Annotated in this window: 11 protein-coding genes and 2 pseudogenes; 6 read left to right on the top strand and 7 right to left on the bottom strand. The window is 72.6% G+C overall.

Annotated elements, in window-relative coordinates; translation table 11 throughout:
- Positions 1-39 precede the first annotated feature (39 nt).
- Both dnaJ and hrcA read right to left on the bottom strand, forming a co-directional pair.
- Positions 40-1,173 carry a molecular chaperone DnaJ gene (gene dnaJ, locus H297_RS0129875; RefSeq protein WP_027740046.1) on the bottom strand — a complete coding sequence of 378 codons (1,134 nt, stop codon included), beginning with the start codon at positions 1,171-1,173 and terminating at the stop codon, positions 40-42.
- Positions 1,174-2,190, bottom strand: a complete 1,017-nt coding sequence (gene hrcA / locus H297_RS0129870) for a heat-inducible transcriptional repressor HrcA (RefSeq protein ID WP_027740045.1) — start codon at positions 2,188-2,190, stop codon at positions 1,174-1,176.
- Between the two features lie 258 nt (positions 2,191-2,448).
- On the opposite strand from hrcA, the gene H297_RS0129865 reads away from it, so the two are divergent.
- The 4 genes from H297_RS0129865 to hemW all read left to right on the top strand — a co-directional run bounded on the left by H297_RS0129865 (position 2,449) and on the right by hemW (position 5,874).
- Positions 2,449-3,192 carry an MBL fold metallo-hydrolase gene (locus H297_RS0129865; protein WP_027740044.1) on the top strand — a complete coding sequence of 248 codons (744 nt, stop codon included), beginning with the start codon at positions 2,449-2,451 and terminating at the stop codon, positions 3,190-3,192.
- A 5-nt stretch (positions 3,193-3,197) separates the two neighbouring features.
- On the top strand, positions 3,198-4,049 hold the full coding sequence (locus H297_RS0129860) for a DUF3097 domain-containing protein (RefSeq protein ID WP_027740043.1): 852 nt from the start codon (positions 3,198-3,200) through the stop codon (positions 4,047-4,049).
- A gap of 185 nt (positions 4,050-4,234) precedes the next feature.
- Positions 4,235-4,543, top strand: coding sequence for an SCO4225 family membrane protein (locus H297_RS0129855; protein ID WP_027740042.1), 309 nt, complete (start codon positions 4,235-4,237; stop codon positions 4,541-4,543).
- 107 nt (positions 4,544-4,650) lie between these two features.
- Positions 4,651-5,874: a radical SAM family heme chaperone HemW gene (hemW, locus tag H297_RS0129850; RefSeq protein WP_027740041.1), complete on the top strand. Its 1,224-nt coding sequence runs from the start codon at positions 4,651-4,653 to the stop codon at positions 5,872-5,874.
- A 48-nt stretch (positions 5,875-5,922) separates the two neighbouring features.
- Here hemW and H297_RS39165 read toward each other — a convergent pair.
- The 3 genes and pseudogenes from H297_RS39165 to lepA all read right to left on the bottom strand — a co-directional run.
- A pseudogene (locus H297_RS39165) lies at positions 5,923-7,767 on the bottom strand (SpoIIE family protein phosphatase); the annotation flags it as partial.
- 137 nt (positions 7,768-7,904) lie between these two features.
- Entirely contained in the window at positions 7,905-9,797 is a 1,893-nt protein-coding gene (locus H297_RS0129840; RefSeq protein WP_027740040.1) for an AMP-dependent synthetase/ligase, read from the bottom strand.
- Between the two features lie 249 nt (positions 9,798-10,046).
- On the bottom strand, positions 10,047-11,918 hold the full coding sequence (gene lepA / locus H297_RS0129835) for a translation elongation factor 4 (RefSeq protein WP_027740039.1): 1,872 nt from the start codon (positions 11,916-11,918) through the stop codon (positions 10,047-10,049).
- Positions 11,919-12,253: 335 nt separating this feature from the next.
- Here lepA and rpsT point away from each other — a divergent pair, with 335 nt between their 5' ends.
- Positions 12,254-12,520 carry a 30S ribosomal protein S20 gene (gene rpsT, locus H297_RS0129830; RefSeq protein ID WP_027740038.1) on the top strand — a complete coding sequence of 89 codons (267 nt, stop codon included), beginning with the start codon at positions 12,254-12,256 and terminating at the stop codon, positions 12,518-12,520.
- Between the two features lie 605 nt (positions 12,521-13,125).
- On the opposite strand, the gene holA is transcribed toward rpsT, so the two are convergent.
- Positions 13,126-14,112: a DNA polymerase III subunit delta gene (gene holA, locus H297_RS0129825; RefSeq protein WP_037795749.1), complete on the bottom strand. Its 987-nt coding sequence runs from the start codon at positions 14,110-14,112 to the stop codon at positions 13,126-13,128.
- 297 nt (positions 14,113-14,409) lie between these two features.
- On the opposite strand from holA, the gene H297_RS44670 reads away from it, so the two are divergent.
- Positions 14,410-14,658, top strand: a complete 249-nt coding sequence (locus tag H297_RS44670; RefSeq protein ID WP_027740036.1) for a hypothetical protein — start codon at positions 14,410-14,412, stop codon at positions 14,656-14,658.
- A 142-nt stretch (positions 14,659-14,800) separates the two neighbouring features.
- Here the strand turns inward: H297_RS44670 and H297_RS42265 are convergent.
- Positions 14,801-16,849: pseudogene (locus H297_RS42265) on the bottom strand (ComEC/Rec2 family competence protein); the annotation flags it as partial.
- Positions 16,850-16,973: the final 124 nt, after the last annotated feature.

Raw genomic sequence — 16,973 nt, 5'->3', positions numbered from 1 at the left:
TCCAGGGGACAACCCCCGGACCCCCGGCCCGACAGGGACTCACCGCCCGTTGAAGGCGTCCTTCAGGCGGGAGAACAGGCCCTGCTGGCCCGGCTGGAACTGGCCGGTCGGGCGCTCCTCGCCGCGCAGTTCCGACAGCCGCCGGAGCAGCTCTTCCTGTTCCGGCTCCAGCTTGGTGGGGGTGGTGACCTCGACGTGGACGATGAGCTGGCCGCGACCGCCGCCGCGCAGATGCGTGACGCCGCGCTCGTGGAGGGGGACCGACTGCCCGGACTGGGTGCCGGGGCGGATGTCGATCTCCTCCATGCCGTCGAGCGTCTCCAGCGGCACCTTGGTGCCCAGGGCAGCCGCCGTCATCGGGATGGTGACGGTGCAGTGCAGATCGTCCCCGCGGCGCTGGAAGGTCGGATGGGAGCTCTCGTGGATCTCCACGTACAGGTCGCCCGCCGGGCCGCCGCCCGGGCCGACCTCACCTTCGCCGGCGAGCTGGATGCGGGTGCCGTTGTCGACACCCGCGGGGATCTTCACCGTGAGGCTGCGTCGCGAGCGCACCCGGCCGTCCCCCGCGCACTCGGGGCAGGGGGTGGGCACGACCGTGCCGAAGCCCTGGCACTGCGGGCAGGGCCGCGAGGTCATGACCTGCCCCAGGAAGGAGCGGGTGACCTGGGAGACCTCTCCGCGCCCGCGGCACATGTCGCAGGTCTGTGCGGAGGTGCCGGGCGCCGCGCCCTCACCGCTGCAGGTGTTGCAGACGACAGCCGTGTCGACCTGGATGTCCTTGGTGGTGCCGAACGCGGCCTCGTCCAGGTCGATGTCGAGGCGGATCATGGCGTCCTGGCCGCGGCGGGTGCGCGAGCGGGGGCCGCGCTGCGCCGACGTACCGAAGAAGGCGTCCATGATGTCGCTGAAGTTGCCGAAACCGCCGCCGAAGCCGCCGGCACCGGCTCCCGCCGCGCCCGAGGCCGGGTCCCCGCCGAGGTCGTAGACCTGCTTCTTCTGCGGATCGGAGAGCACCTCGTAGGCGGTGTTGATCTCCTTGAACCGCTCCTGGGTCTTCGGGTCCGGGTTGACGTCCGGGTGCAGCTCGCGCGCGAGCCTGCGGAACGCCTTCTTGATCTCGTCCTGCGAGGCGTCACGCTGCACGCCGAGGACCGCGTAGTAGTCCGTCGCCACTTATGACTCCGCCAGGATCTGTCCGACGTACCGTGCCACTGCGCGTACAGCTCCCATCGTTCCGGGGTAGTCCATGCGGGTCGGTCCGACCACGCCGAGTTTGGCGACTGCTTCGTCGCCCGAACCGTAGCCGACCGAGACGACCGATGTGGAACTCAGCCCCTCGTGCTGGTTCTCATGCCCGATTCGTACCGTCATGCCCGGGTCCTTGGCCTCGCCGAGCAGTTTGAGGAGGACCACCTGCTCCTCCAGCGCCTCCAGGACCGGCCTGATGGTGAGCGGGAAGTCGTGGCCGAACCGCGTCAGGTTGGCCGTGCCGCCGATCATCAGCCGTTCCTCGGTCTCCTCGACCAGGGTCTCCAGCAGGGTGGCCAGCACCGTGGAGATGGTGGCCCGGTCGTCGGCGTCGAAGGACTCGGGCAGGTCCTGCACCAGCGAGGGCACCTCGGTGAAACGCTGACCGACGACGCGGCTGTTGAGCCGGGCGCGCAGGTCCGCCAGGACCGTCTCGCCGATCGGCGCCGGGCAGTCGATCAGCCGCTGCTCGACGCGGCCCGTGTCGGTGATGAGCACCAGCATCAGCCGCGCGGGCGCCAGCCCCAGCAGCTCCACGTGGCGCACCGTCGAGCGCGTCAGCGAGGGGTACTGCACGACGGCGACCTGGCGGGTGAGCTGGGCCAGCAGCCGCACCGTGCGCCCCACCACGTCGTCGAGGTCGACGGCGCCCTCCAGGAAGTTGCTGATCGCGCGGCGCTCCGGGGTGGAGAGCGGTTTGACGCCGGCGAGCTTGTCGACGAACAGGCGGTACCCCTTGTCGGTGGGGATCCGGCCCGCGCTCGTGTGCGGCTGCGCGATGTAGCCCTCGTCCTCCAGCGCCGCCATGTCGTTACGCACGGTGGCCGGGGACACCTTCAGGTTGTGCCGCTCCGTGAGGGCCTTGGAGCCCACCGGCTCCTCCGTACCCACGTAGTCCTGGACGATGGCGCGGAGCACTTCCAGTCGGCGCTCGCTGAGCATGGCGCACACCTCCCGTCCCGCCTGCTGGTCCGAAGCCGCCCCCGGCGGGGTGGTCTCCGGCTCTCTCCCTGGCACTCCCTGGCGTTCCTTGGCACTCTTCGCGCCGGAGTGCCAAGTCCCTGGGCCAGTGTACGGCCGGTCACCACAGCCGGGGCAAGGGCCGTCGGACCGGAACGCCGCCCGACCGTACCCGCAACCCGGCCGTGCGCGCCGGTCCCTGGCAGGGCGGTGGCCCCGCACTGCGGTTAGCGTCGTCGTATGCAGGCGCAAGGGAACGGTACGGGTGATGCCGAGGGGGCCGGCGGGCGCTGGGAGCGGCTCGCGGACGGGGTGCTGCGGCGCAGACTGCCCGAGTGGGACGCGACGGTGGGGGCCGTCGCAGGGGAGAACGGAGTCCTTGTCGTCGACACCGGCTCCTCGCTGCGGGAGGGCGCCGCCGTCCGCGCCGACGTCGCCGCGCTGCTGGGGCGGCGGGTGGCCTGGGTCGCCCTCACCCACCCGCACTTCGACCACGTCTTCGGCACGGCCGTCTTCTCCGGCGCCCAGGTGTACGGGGCCGTCGGCGCCGCCGAGCTGCTCTCCCGGGACGCGGAGGCGCTCCGCGACGACGCCGTGGCGCACGGGCTGCTGGCGGACGAGGCGGCAGAGGCGGCCGACGTGCTGGTGCGGCCGCACCATCCGGTCAGCGGTCAGCTCGCCCTCGACCTGGGCGGGCGCGAGGTGGTCCTGGCCAACATGGGCCCGGCCCACACCGAACACGACCTGGCGGTGCTGGTGCCCGGCCGTCCCGACGTCGTCTTCTGCGGCGACCTGGTGGAGGAGTCGGGCGAGCCCCAGGCCGGCCGCGACGCCCACCCCGCCCGCTGGCCCGACGCGCTGGAGAGGCTGCTGGCACTGGGCGGCGAGGACGCGCTGTACGTGCCCGGCCACGGGTCGGCGGTGGACGCCGCGTTCGTCCGGGCCCAACGGGACGAGCTGACGAGGCGGTTCGTAGCAGAATGAGCGGCATGCACAGCCGATACGACAACGTGGACCTGACTCCCCCGTGGCAGCGGAAGCAGGCCGTGCCCGAGGTGGCCGCCGAACGGGACCTCGTGGTGGAGGAGGTCGCCACCGGGTTCTGCGGGGCCGTCGTCAGGTGCGAGAAGACCGCCGAGGGGCCCACGGTCACCCTGGAGGACCGCTTCGGCAAGCACCGGGTCTTCCCCATGGCGCCGCGCGGATTCCTGCTGGAGGGGCGGACCGTCACCCTCGTACGGCCCGCCGCGAACGCTTCCGCGGCGGCGCCCGCGGGGCCGCGGCGGACCGCCTCCGGGTCCATCGCCGTCCCCGGGGCGCGGGCCCGGATCGCCCGCGCCGGGCGCATCTACGTCGAGGGACGGCACGACGCGGAGCTGGTGGAGAAGGTGTGGGGCGACGACCTGCGGATCGAGGGGGTCGTCGTGGAGTACCTGGAGGGCGTCGACGACCTGCCCGCCGTGGTGGAGGGCTTCGGGCCCGGCCCCGACGCGCGGCTCGGCGTGCTGGTGGACCACTTGGTGCCGGGCTCGAAGGAGTCACGGATCGCGGCGGAGGCGGCCGCGGTCAGCGGCGGTCACGTCCTGGTCGTCGGACACCCCTACATCGACATCTGGGAGGCCGTGAAGCCCTCATCCGTGGGGATCGACGGGTGGCCGCGTGTGCCCAGGGGGCAGGACTGGAAGCTCGGCGTGTGCGCCGGGCTGGGCTGGGAGCCGAACACCGGTGCCGCCTGGCAGCGCATCCTGGGCGCCGTGCGCTCCTACAAGGATCTGGAGCCCGCGCTCCTGGGCCGGGTGGAGGAGCTCATCGACTTCGTGACCGCGCCGGAGGGGGCCTGAGGACGGTGCGGGCCTCCGCGGGACGAGGGGCGTGAGTATCCGTACTCATGCCGGGCCGCACGAGGCGTGCCTACGGTGACGGGGTACACCGCACGCGACCGCACACAGGTGCGGCACAGGACAGGGGAACGGTCATGGCAGCGTCGTCCACGGACAGGAAGCGGGCGAGGACCGCGCGGGGGCCGGTGAGCGTACGCAGGTTGCTGCTCAACCCGGCGTCGCTGGTCTATCTCGCGCTGGTGGCCGCCAGCGTGCTGTTCACCGTCGGGGTCACGCTGTTCGCGCCGGGGCCCGACGCCTCGTTCGCGGGCGTGTGGATGTTCTTCGCCACGGCACCCGTCTCCGTCGTCCTGCTGCCCGTGCTCCCGGGGGAGGGCTGGGGCATGGTGCTGCTGCTCGCCGTCTCCGCTCTGGTGCAGGCTGCGGCGGTCGGCGCCGTGTACGGTGCGCTGCGCGGCCGGCGCGTGACGACCGCGCGGGGCCGGACCGTCTGACACCGGCCCAGGCCCCGCCACGCGCCACCGGTCCCGCAGCCGCACACCGGCCGCCCGGCCGCCCGGCCGCCGAGGAGGCTTCACCGGCGAGCGGGGACAATGGACAGATGCCCTCCGCACTTCCCGACGGCGAGCCGATGCCCGCAGACGGCTCGCTGCCCAGCCACGCGCTCGACGGCGCGGCGTCGCGCCCGCTCGGCTTCTATCTGCACGTGCCGTACTGCGCCACCCGCTGCGGCTACTGCGACTTCAACACCTACACCGCCGCAGAGCTGGGCGGCACCTCGCGCGAGCGGTACGCCGAGCAGGTCGTGGAGGAGGTGCGCCTCGCCCGCCGGGTGCTGGGCGAGGACGCCCGCAGCGTGGAGACCGTGTTCGTCGGCGGCGGCACGCCCACCCTGCTGCCCGCCGCCGACCTGGGGCACATGCTGAAGGCGATCGACGAGGAGTTCGGGCTCTCCGAGGGCGCCGAGGTGACCACCGAGGCGAACCCGGAGTCCGTCGATCCTGCCTACCTGACGCAGCTCCGCGAGGCGGGCTTCACCCGGATCTCGTTCGGCATGCAGAGCGCACGCGAGCACGTACTGCGGGTACTGGACCGCACCCATACGCCGGGCCGCCCCCAGGAGTGCGTCGCAGAGGCCCGCAAGGCGGGGTTCTCGCACGTCAACCTCGATCTGATCTACGGCACACCGGGCGAGACGGACGACGACTGGCGGGCCACCCTGGACGCGGCGCTGGACGCCGGACCCGACCACGTGTCGGCGTACGCGCTGATCGTCGAGGAGGGCACCCGGCTCGCCCGGCGGATCCGGCGGGGCGAGGTGCCGATGACGGACGACGACGTGCACGCGGACCGCTACCTGATCGCCGAGGAGCGGCTCGGTGCGGCCGGCCTGTCGTGGTACGAGGTCTCCAACTGGGCGGTCGCGAACGAGGCGGCGGCACGGTGCCGGCACAACGAGCTGTACTGGACCGGTGCCGACTGGTGGGGCGCCGGGCCCGGGGCGCACAGCCACGTCGGCGGGGTGCGCTGGTGGAACGTCAAGCACCCCGCCGGCTATGCGAGGGCGCTCGCCGAGGGACGCTCCCCCGGTGCGGGCCGCGAGGTGCTCGGCGCCGAGGACCGGCGGGTCGAACGGATCCTTCTGGAGCTGCGGTTGCGGGACGGCTGCCCGCTGGACCTGTTGGCCGAAGAGGGTACCCGGGCCGCCGAGCGGGCCCGTGACGACGGCCTGCTGGAGCCGGAGCCGTACGGACGGGGTCGGGCCGTGCTCACCTTGCGGGGCCGCCTGTTGGCCGACGCGGTGGTGCGGGACCTCGTGGACTGACCGGCTCGGCACTCGTGGACCGAGCGGCTCGGTGGCCGGGCCACGACGTCACCGGGCCGGAGCGTGACCCGGGTGGGAGGGTGCCCGCAGCACCAGCATGGCCAGGTCGTCGTCGGGCAGGTCCGGAGCGAAGGCGTACACGGCGCGGCGCAGGCGCTCGGCGATGCCACGCGCGTCCGGCTCGGCGCAGTCCGCGAAGTGGCTGGCCAGCCCGTCCGCGTCGTCGAACAGGTGGCGGCCGCAGCGCCGTTCGGTCACGCCGTCGGTGACGCACAGCAGGGTGTCGCCGGGATGCAGGGTGAAGGACTGGCTCTCGTAGCTCACCTGCTGGGCGACGCCCAGCAGCAGCTGCGGCAGCGCAGCGGTGCGCACCTGCCCCGCGGCGTCCCGCACCAGCGGCAGCGGGTGCCCGGCGCAGGTGAGGGTGGAGTCCACCAGGTCGCCGCGGAAGGCCAGTTCGCCGTAGACGACGGAGAGGAAGCGGGCCTGCTCGCCCACCTCCCGGTTGAGCCGGTCCAGCGTCTCGGGCACGGAGTAGCCCTCCCGGGCCAGCAGCCGCAGCACCGGGCGGGCCAGGCCGGTGACGATGGCGGCCTCCGGTCCGCTGCCGCACACGTCACCGAGGGCGAAGCGCCAGCGTCCGTCCGGCAGTTGCAGCAGGTCGTAGAAGTCGCCACCCGCGCAGGCGCCCTCCCCCGCCGGCTCGTAGACGAGCGCGGTGTCCAGGCCGGGTACCCGCATCTCCTCGCGGGGCAGCAGCCCCCGCTGCAGAACCCGGCTGATGGTGGCCTGTTGGGTGTAGCGGCGCGCGGCGAGCACGGCCAGGGCCACCCGGCGGGCGAAGTCCTCGATCAGGCCGAGCGCCTCGTCCGGGACCGGCAGCGGGCCGTCCCGGCCGAGCACCAGCGTGCCGACCGTGCGGCCGCCGACCACCAGGTCGCAGCGGACTGCGCCGACGGCTCTCCCGCTCCCGTCCGCCGCGCAGTCCCTGTCGATCCCCGCCTCGCCCTCCCCGTCGATGTCCGTCCGCGCGGGCCCGCGAGCGGCTCCCTCCGCCTCCGCCCTCCCGGCGCCCGGCGCGGGGGCGGGCCTGCGCCAGGGAACGGCCTGGCCGGGCAGGGCGCGGGGCGCGTCCGGGGGCGGGTCCTGGGCGAGTGCGCCGCGCAGCTCCTGGATACGGCTCTCCCTGGCGTGCCACACACGGGCGAGCCGGGACAGCCGGGAGCGGTCGTCGTCACGCAGCCATACCGCGCACCAGTCCGCGAACCGGGGCACCAGGAGCTGCCCGGCGAGCGAGGCGACCTGCTCCTCGTCGGTGTGTCCCGCCAGCAGGTCGGACGCCTCGGCGAGGAAGGAGAGGGCGGCGTGGCTGGTCCACGCCTGGCCTCCTGCGGCCGAGCTGCGCCCCCACAGCGCCGCACGGGGCGGGGGCGGCGCCGGAGAGGAGGCGGGCCGAGCGGGGCGGGCGGGCGGCTGCGCCGGAGGGGGAACCGGAAGGGAAATGGCTGTGCCGGGGGTGAGCGGGTCCGTCGTCTGGGCGAGCAGGAACCAGACGGCCTTGCGGTCCCTGCGGTAGTTGATGCCCCACTCCTTGGCGAGCGCTCCGACGAGCTGTAAGCCGAGGCCGTGGGCCTCGGCGCCCCGGTCGGCGACCCGGCGGGCCGGGTGGCGGTCGGTGATCTCCGCGTAGACGGCCCCCGACCCGTAGCGGCACTCCAGTTCGACACTGGTGCCCGCGTGCACGACGGCGTTGGTGACCAGTTCGCTGATCAACAGCACGGCGTCGTCCGCGGCCGGACCGCCGGCGCCCCACTCGCTGAGCGCCGCGCGGGCGAACCCGCGGGCGGCCGCGGCGGCGAGCGCGCCGACACCGCGCGGCTGGCCCGCGACGTGGCCTGCCTGACCGACGCGCTCGCCGAACTCCGCGGCGTCTGAGCTCCCCGCCCGCCCTCACCCGCGCCCACCGCACCGCGTCCCGCCGACCGGCCGGGGCGAACCGGCCGGGCAGCGGGGCGGTGGCCGGGAGCGGCTCAGCGTTCGCGTGCCCCCGCGTACATCTCCTCGATCAGGTCGCCGAACTCCCGCTCCACGACCGGGCGTTTCATCTTGAGACTGGGCGTCAGCTCACCGTGCTCGATGTCCAGGTCGCGCGGCAGGATGCGGAACTTCTTGATCGTCTGCCAGCGCTGGAGCCCCGTGTTCAGCTCCTCGACGTAGCCGTCGATCAGGCTGCGCACCTGTTCGGAGGCGACGACCTCGGCGTACGGCTTGCCCTTGAGGTCCTCCTGGTCCGCCGCCCAGGCCGTGACGGCCGGCTCGTCCAGCGCGATCAGTGCGGTGCAGAAGTTCCGGCCCGCGCCGTGCACGAGGATGTTGGAGACGTACGGGCAGACGGCCTTGAACTGGCCCTCCACCTCGGCAGGCGCGATGTACTTGCCGCCGGAGGTCTTGATCAGGTCCTTCTTGCGGTCGGTGATCCGCAGGTAGCCGTCCTCGGACAGCTCGCCGATGTCACCGGTGTGGAACCAGCCGTCCTCCTCCAGCACCTCCGCGGTCTTGTCCGGCAGCCCGTGGTAGCCCTGCATGATGCCGGGTCCGCGCAGCAGGATCTCCCCGTCGTCCGCGATCCGCACCTCGGTGCCCGGCATCGGCTTGCCGACCGTGCCGGTACGGAAGTTGTCGCTGCGGTTGCAGAAGCTGGCGGCCGACGACTCGGTGAGCCCGTACCCCTCCAGTACGGGGATGCCGGCTCCCGCGAAGAAGTAGCCCAGGTCGGGAGCGAGCGCGGCCGAGCCGGAGACACAGCCGGCCATGCGGCCGCCGAACGCCTCTCGCAGCTTGCTGTAGACGAGCCGGTCGGCGACGGCGTGCTTGACCTTCAGGCCGGTCGGTGCGTCGGGGACGCCGGTGCGGCGCTGGTTGTCCTGCGTGGTCCTCGCGTACTCGCGGGCGACCTCGGCCGCCCACTGGAAGATCTTGTACTTGGCCGCGCCGCCGGCCCGCGCCTTCTGCGCGACGCCGTTGTAGACCTTCTCGAAGATCCGCGGCACCGCGCACATCTTCGTCGGCTGCACGACCGGCAGATTGTCGATGATCTTGTCGACGCGGCCGTCCACGGCGATCACGTGGCCGGAGTCGATCTGCGCGGAGATCAGCATCTTGCCGAACACGTGCGCCAGCGGCAGCCACAGGTACTGCACGTCGTCCTGGTGCAGCAGCCCGGTCGGAGGCACGGCCTTGGCCATGTACGACCAGGCGTCCTGCGCCAGCCGCACACCCTTGGGCCTGCCCGTCGTACCGGAGGTGTAGATCAGCGTGGCGAGCTGGTCGGGGCGCAGCGACCGGACCGTCGTGGTGACTGCCTCCGGGTGCTCCGCACGGTAGGCGGCGCCGCGGCGCTCCAGCTCCGCGAAGCCGATGACCCACCCCGCCTCGGCGTCCGCCGCCTCCGGCTCGCCGTCCATCAGTACCACGTGCGCCAGCTCGGGCAGCTCGTCCCGGTGCGCGCGGACCTTCGCGACCTGCTCGGCGTCCTCGGCGATCAGCACCCTGCTGTCCGAGTCGGCGAGGATGTAGGCCACCTCGTCCGCATTGGTGCTCGGGTAGACGGTGGTCGTCGCCGCCCCCGCGCACAGGATCCCCAGGTCGGAGAGGATCCACTCGATCCGCGTACTGGACGCGATGGCGACCCGCTCCTCGGGGCGGACCCCCAGGTCCATGAGCCCGGCCGCGACGGAGAAGATCCGCTCGGCCGCCTCACGCCAGGTGTAGGAGCGCCACTCGTCGGGCCCCTCCCCCGCGCTTGCGGGGCGGACGACCGGGTAGCGGTAGGCCTCCGCCTCGGGAGTGGCCTCGACCCGTTCCAGGAAGAGCGTCGCCACGGAGGGCGGCCGGTTCTCGATCAGGGACTGTGTGTCGCTCACGCCATCCTCCGGGACCCGCGTCCTTGCGTCCTACGTTCTGCGTCTCGTCCTGCGTCGTGCGCCAACGCGTGCCGCGCGCCCTGTGCCACGTCGTGCTCGGTGGCCGTCCGGTGGGAGCGGGCCCGCGCTTATGACTCGTGAGTAACTACTGAGCAGTGATCAGACTAAACGCCGCAGCCCCCTTACGTAAGGGGGCTGCTGCACGGATCGTAGGGGGAACCCGGGGTAACCGTCCTGACCGGGCGGCGGCTACTTCTTGGCCTTGCCGCTCTCGCCGCCGCCGTCGTCGGTCGACAGCGCCGCGATGAACGCCTCCTGCGGCACCTCCACCCGGCCGACGACCTTCATCCGCTTCTTGCCCTCCTTCTGCTTCTCCAGCAGCTTCCGCTTCCGCGAGATGTCACCGCCGTAGCACTTGGCCAGCACGTCCTTGCGGATCGCGCGGATCGTCTCACGGGCGATGATGCGGGCGCCGACAGCCGCCTGGATGGGCACCTCGAACTGCTGGCGCGGGATCAGCTCGCGCAGCTTGTTCGCCATGCGGGTGCCGTAGGAGTACGCCTTCTCCCGGTGGACGATCGCGGAGAACGCGTCCACCTTGTCGCCCTGGAGCAGGATGTCGACCTTGACCAGGTCGGCCTCCTGCTCGCCGGTCGGCTCGTAGTCGAGAGAGGCGTAGCCACGGGTGCGGGACTTCAGCGCGTCGAAGAAGTCGAAGACGATCTCCGCCAGCGGCAGCGTGTACCGCAACTCGACCCGGTCCTCCGACAGGTAGTCCATGCCCTGCAGATTGCCGCGCCGCGACTGGCACAGCTCCATGATCGCGCCGATGAACTCGCTGGGCGCGATCAGGGTGGCCCGTACCACCGGCTCGTGCACGGTGGCGGTCTTCCCGGTGGGGAACTCGCTGGGGTTGGTCACCACATGCTCGGTGCCGTCCTCCATCTCCACCCGGTAGATCACGTTGGGCGCCGTGGCGATCAGATCGAGACCGAACTCCCGCTCCAGGCGCTCGCGGATCACCTCCAGGTGCAGCAGCCCCAGGAAGCCCACCCGGAAACCGAAGCCCAGCGCCGCCGAGGTCTCCGGCTCGTAGGTGAGCGCGGCGTCGTTGAGCAGCAGCTTGTCCAGCGCGTCCCGCAGCAGCGGGTAGTCCGAACCGTCCAGCGGATACAGCCCCGAGAACACCATGGGCTTCGGGTCCTTGTAGCCCGGCAGCGGGTTCTCGGCGCCCTTGGTCTGCTGGGTGACCGTGTCACCCACCTTCGACTGGCGCACGTCCTTCACACCGGTGATCAGATAGCCGACCTCGCCCACGCCCAGCCCGTCGGCGGGCGTCATCTCCGGGGAGTTCGCACCGATCTCCAGCAGCTCGTGCGTGGCGCCGGTCGACATCATGCGGATGCGCTCGCGCTTGCTGAGCTTGCCGTCGACGACCTTGATGTAGGTGACCACACCGCGGTACGCGTCGTAGACCGAGTCGAAGATCATCGCGCGCGCCGGGGCGTCCGCCACACCGGTCGGCGGGGCCACCTGCCGGACGACCTCGTCCAGCAGCTCCTGAACACCCTCGCCCGTCTTCGCCGAGACCTTGAGCACGTCCTCCGGCTCGCAGCCGATCAGGTGCGCCAGCTCCGCGGCGAACTTCTCCGGCTGGGCCGCCGGCAGGTCGATCTTGTTGAGCACGGGGATGATCGTCAGGTCGTGCTCCATCGCCAGATACAGGTTGGCGAGGGTCTGCGCCTCGATCCCCTGCGCGGCGTCGACCAGCAGGATGCACCCCTCGCACGCCGCCAGCGAACGGGAGACCTCGTAGGTGAAGTCCACGTGACCCGGCGTGTCGATCATGTTGAGCACGTGCGGGGAGCCCGGATCGGCCGTGGGCGCCCAGGGCATCCGCACGGCCTGGGACTTGATCGTGATGCCCCGCTCGCGCTCGATGTCCATGCGGTCGAGGTACTGCGCGCGCATCTGCCTCTTGTCCACGACGCCGGTCAGTTGGAGCATCCGGTCGGCAAGCGTGGACTTGCCGTGGTCGATGTGCGCGATGATGCAGAAGTTACGGATCAGCGCCGGGTCGGTACGGCTCGGCTCCGGCGCGTTCGTTGGGGTCGCGGGCACGCAGTGTCCTGTCGGGTCTGGCCTGTCGGTGACTTCGGGCTGGCGGTTCGGTGCTCGGTGCAGGTGCTTGGTGCAGATGCTCGGTGCTGGTGCTGGTGCTTCAGCGTGGTGACCGCACGAAGGGGCCGACGGAGGCTCCGCCGGGATCGCGCGCGGGTGTGTCGCACACCATGGTCCCATGCGCGCCGGGTACCGACCGGATTGGGAGGGGTGCACGCCCGACTGGTAGCCTGGGCGACTGTGCCTTGTGCCTGACGGCACCGGATGGCACGGATGCACTGTGCGGTGCCCGACGGCACCGGCGTTTGAAACTCCGAAACCGCAAAGGCTCTTTCGTGGCGAACATCAAGTCCCAGATCAAGCGGATCAACACCAACGAGAAGGCACGGCAGCGCAACAAGGCCGTCAAGTCCGAGCTGAAGACCGCGATCCGTCGCACCCGCGAGGCCGTCGCCGCCGGCGACACCGCCAAGGCGAGCGAGGCCCACAAGGCCGCCGCCCGCAAGCTCGACAAGGCCGTCAGCAAGGGCGTTCTGCACAAGAACAACGCTGCCAACAAGAAGGCGGCCCTGGCCAAGCACGTGGCCACCCTCAACGGCTGACCGACGCCTCTCGGCCCGCCGGGCCCCGGCCCCCGCACGGGGGCTCCTCCGGACGAGAACTCCGGGGAAGGGTGACCCGACCGGCTCCGACGTCGCAAGGCGGGCCCTCTCTCATCCGCCGTACGTCCGAGCCACCGTTTGAGACAGCGCGCCGCACGCGGCCTGCGTTCGCCACGCGGGTGCGGCGCCTCGCACAGCACGACGAGAGACCCCGCCCGGCCCTTCCCCAGGCCCCGGGCGGGGTCTTCCGCATGCCGGGGCACCCATGCCGGGCGTGGCCCGGTGCGGGGTGGGGGTCGCCCGATGTCGGGCGGGGCACCGCTGTCGGGCCGGCGGCCGACGCTGGGTGGGCCCCGATGCGGGGCGGCGCCCGGTGCTGGGTGGGCCCCGACGCGGAGTGGGGCCAGGTGCGGGGTGGGGGCTGCCCGATGTCGGACGGGGCACCGCTGTCGGGCCGGCGGCCGACGCTGGGTGGGCCCCGATGCGGGGCGCCCGGTGCTGGGTGGGGCTGGTTTGCCGGGGCGAGTCTCGGCCTCGCAGCGTGGGCGGGAGAGGGCCGGGGTGGGTGTCTGGAGGCCCAGGGGGTGACCCGCCCAGAGATAGGGTCAGCGGGAGCGGGCGGCACCGGCGATGGCGACGACGGCTTTCTCCAGTGCGTACTCCGGGTCACTGCCGGCGCCCTTCACCGCGGCGTCGGCCTCCGCGACGGCGCGCAACGCCACGGCCACCCCGTCCGGCGTCCAGCCACGCATCTGCTGGCGCACGCGGTCGATCTTCCACGGCGGCATTCCCAGATCGCGGGCCAGGTCGCCCGGGCGTGCCCCGCGCGGAGCGCCCGCCAGCTTGCCGATGGCCCGCACCCCCTGCGCCAGCGCGCTGGTGATCAGAACGGGGGCGACCCCCGTGGCGACCGCCCAGCGCAGGGTCTCCAGCGCCTCGGCGGCCTTCCCCTCGACCGCCCGGTCGGCGACCGTGAAGCTGGAAGCCTCCGCCCGCCCGGTGTAGTAGCGGCCGACCACGGCCTCGTCGATCGTGCCCTCCACATCGGCGGTCAACTGGGCGCATGCCGAAGCAAGCTCCCGCAGATCACTGCCGATCGCGTCGACCAACGCCTGGCACGCCTCCGGCGTCGCCGAGCGTCCCGCGGTCCGGAACTCCCCCCGGACGAACGCCAGCCGGTCGGCGGGCCTCGTCATCTTCGGGCACTCGACCTCCCGCGCTCCGGCCTTGCGCGCGGCATCCAGCAGTCCCTTGCCCTTCGGACCGCCGGCGTGCACGAGGACGAGCGTGATCTCCTCCACCGGCGCCGACACATACGCCTTCACGTCCTTGACCGTGTCCGCCGCCAGGTCCTGGGCCGCTCGTACGACGACAACCTTCCGCTCGGCGAACAGCGACGGGCTGGTCAGCTCGGCGAGCGTGCCCGGCTGCAGCTCACCCTGCGCGAGATCCCGCACGTCCGTGTCGGCGTCGGCGGCGCGTGCCGCGTCGATCACCACCCGTACTGCCCGCTCGATGAGCAGCTCCTCCTGGCCCACCGCGAGGGTCAGGGGGGCGAGTGGATCGTCCGAGGTCTTCTTACGCGCAGCCATCGCGAACCAGCATCCCACGCCGTACCGACAGGGAATGCCGCCCAGGCTGACCTGCCGGCTGCACACCGCTTCACTCCACGCCGTCGCCCCTCGGTGGGGCCTCAATGGTGCCTCGCGGTGACACGTGCCGGGGGCGGCTCGTGAGGTGCGGGTGCCTCGTCGCGGCCCCCGGTGCCACCTGGTGCTCCCCGATCGCATTGACTGCCACCCGGTGACACCCGATGACGCCCAAGGGGGCCTCGCCTCGTCCCCCGGAGTACGCGGAGCGTGACAGTGGTGCGCTGGGACAATGCCACGGTGAGCGACGACGCACGGCATGTACTGGTACTGCCCGACAGGGACGCGGCCGAGGAGGTGGCCGAGCAGTTGGAGCTGCGGCTCGGGCTCCCCCAGGAACCCGAACTCGTCCGCGACGCTCTCGCGGGGGAGGACGATGCCGAGGACGCCCAGTGGCTGGTGGTTCTCGAAGACCCGGACGCCGCTTACGACCCCGCGCTTCTGGCCACCGTCGCCGAAGAGCACGAGGGCTGGCTGGAGCACGACTGAGGGGAGAGCCTTCGGCCTGCATGGCGCGGTTCCCGCAGTCGTCGCCCGGCCCGCGCGAAACCGACTCATGCATCCCATGCGCCCCCGACGTGGCCGCACTGCCACGCTGAGTGACCACAGCAGGGGTGCCGTCCGGGCGCCGCACCAGCGCCAGGGCCCCGTTCCGGTCCGTACGGGCGACCAGGGCCCCCTCGGCGGCCAGTGCGGCCAGCGTCCCGGGGGCCGGGTGTCCGTACGGGTTGTCCCGCCCTGCCGAGACGAGGGCCACCCGCGGCCGCAACCGCCGCAGCAGCTCCGGATCCTGGAACCGCGAACCATGGTGGGCGACCTTCAGTACGTCGACCCGCGGCAGATCGGGGCGCAACCGCAACAGAGCCTGCTGCGCGTCCGGTTCGAGATCGCCAGGGAGGAACAGCGTGAGTCCCGCCGTGCGCACGAGCAGCGTGACGCTCGCGTCGTTGGCACCCTCCCCTTCGCCCTTCCCTTCTCCTCCAGCTCCCCACCCCCTGCTGCCCTCCGGCACACCGGCCGGAGCGGCGGGTTGCGGCCACACCACCTCCCATCGCAGGTCACCGGTGTGCCGTCGCTCCCCCGCTTCCGCGATCAGCGCCGGCACCCCGGCCCGTCGGGCCGTTGCGCGCACGAACTCGGCCTGGCCCGCAGGCTCGGCGAGGGCCGTCGTCTCGATGGCCCCCACCTTCCTGCCCCGCAACACCCCGGGCAGCCCGGCCACATGATCGGCGTGGAAGTGCGTGAGGACGACCAGGGGCACCGACGTCACCCCGAGCCCGGTCAGACAGCGGTCGACCGCCTTCGGATCGGGGCCGGCATCCACCACGACAGCCCCTCCCCCGCCACCGCTCTTCCCGTCCACCGCCAGCACCAGTGCATCGCCCTGACCGACATCGCACGCCACCATGCGCCATCCGGCCGGAGGCCACCCCGTGAACGGCCGCACCAGCGGCACCGGCCGTACCAGGGCCACCAACAGCACGAGCACACACGCGGCACACCACCACGGCCGGTGCGGCAGCCTCAGCCGCACCGCAAGCAGCACGAACCCGCCCAACAGAGCCGCCAGCCCCAATGCTCCCGTCCACGAACCGGGCCAGCCGATCTCCGCCCCGGGCAGTCCGGCACCCGTTCTCGCGATCCCCGCGATGGCCTCGACCGGCCAACTCGCCAGCCAGGCGAGCCCCTCGGCCAACGGAGGTGCCAGGGGAGCCGCCCCCAGCGCGGCGAACCCGAGCACAGTGGCGGGTGCCACCGCGAACTCCGCCAGCAGGTTGCACGGCACCGCCACCAGACTCACGTGCGCCGCCAGCACCACGACGACCGGCGCACACGCCGCCTGTGCGGCGGCCGCAGCGGCCAGCGCCTCCGCGAGTCGGCCCGGGCACCCCTTTGTGCGCAGCGCCTCTGACCATCCGGGAGCCACCGTCAACAGCGAAGCGGTGGCCAGGACGGAGAGCAGGAACCCGAAGTCCCGCGCCAGCCAGGGGTCGTAGAAGAGCAGCACGAGCACCGCGGTCGCGAGCGCCGGCAGCAGCGAACGCCGCCGCCCTGTCCCGATCGCCCAGACCGTGATAAGCCCGCAGGCCGCCGCCCGCAGCACACTCGGTTCCGGCCGGCAGACCACCACGAAGCCCAGCGTCAGCACAGCCGCCACCACGGCCGTCGTCCGCAACGGCAGCCCGAGCCGCGGCGCGAGTCCGCGCCGCTCCGCCCGGTGAGCGAGGCCCGGCGGTCCGATGAGCAGCACCAACAGAATGGAGAGGTTCGCCCCGCTCACGGCGACGAGGTGGGTCATGTCCGTGGCGCGGAAGGCGTCCTCCAGCTCGCGGCTCAGCCGGGAGGTGTCGCCGACCACCAGGCCAGGCAGCAGGCCGCGCGCATCCTCGCCCAGCCCGGCGCTCGCGTTGCGCAACCCGGCACGGAGGTCGCCCGCGATCCGCTGCACCGCCGTGGGGCCCTCGACGACCTCGGGCGGGCCGTGGCCGAGCAACAGCACGGCGGCGATGTCCTGGGCGCCCTTGCGGTCGGTGGCAGGCGGCACCATTTCGGCACGCACCCGCAACCGGGTGGAGGGCAGCAGTCTCAGCCATGCGGCCCGCGAGGAGGTGACGGTGCCACCCCGACCGCTGCCTGCTGTCCCTCCGCCCTGTCCGGCCCGCTCGTCGTCCCCTCCGGCCTTCTCCTCTCCGCCCCGCCCGGCCCGCGGGTTCTCGTCCTGCCCCGCCCCTTCGGCAGGCGCACGATCCTGTGTCCCGTCTTCCTTCCGTCCCTCTTCCGACCTGACCAACAGCAGCACCGGC

The organism is Streptomyces sp. CNT360 (assembly GCF_000424785.1).
Note: the sequence above shows the minus strand (reverse complement) of the source record. Positions and strands in the feature narration are given on the sequence as shown.

What these genes read in the sequence shown, in the direction of transcription:
- H297_RS0129865 (WP_027740044.1), top strand. Translation starts at nt 2,449, where the DNA reads ATGCAGGCGCAAGGGAACGGTACGGGTGATGCCGAGGGGGCCGGCGGG.
- hemW (WP_027740041.1), top strand. Translation starts at nt 4,651, where the DNA reads ATGCCCTCCGCACTTCCCGACGGCGAGCCGATGCCCGCAGACGGCTCG.
- hrcA (WP_027740045.1), bottom strand. Translation starts at nt 2,190, where the DNA reads ATGCTCAGCGAGCGCCGACTGGAAGTGCTCCGCGCCATCGTCCAGGAC.
- holA (WP_037795749.1), bottom strand. Translation starts at nt 14,112, where the DNA reads ATGGCTGCGCGTAAGAAGACCTCGGACGATCCACTCGCCCCCCTGACC.
- H297_RS0129860 (WP_027740043.1), top strand. Translation starts at nt 3,198, where the DNA reads ATGCACAGCCGATACGACAACGTGGACCTGACTCCCCCGTGGCAGCGG.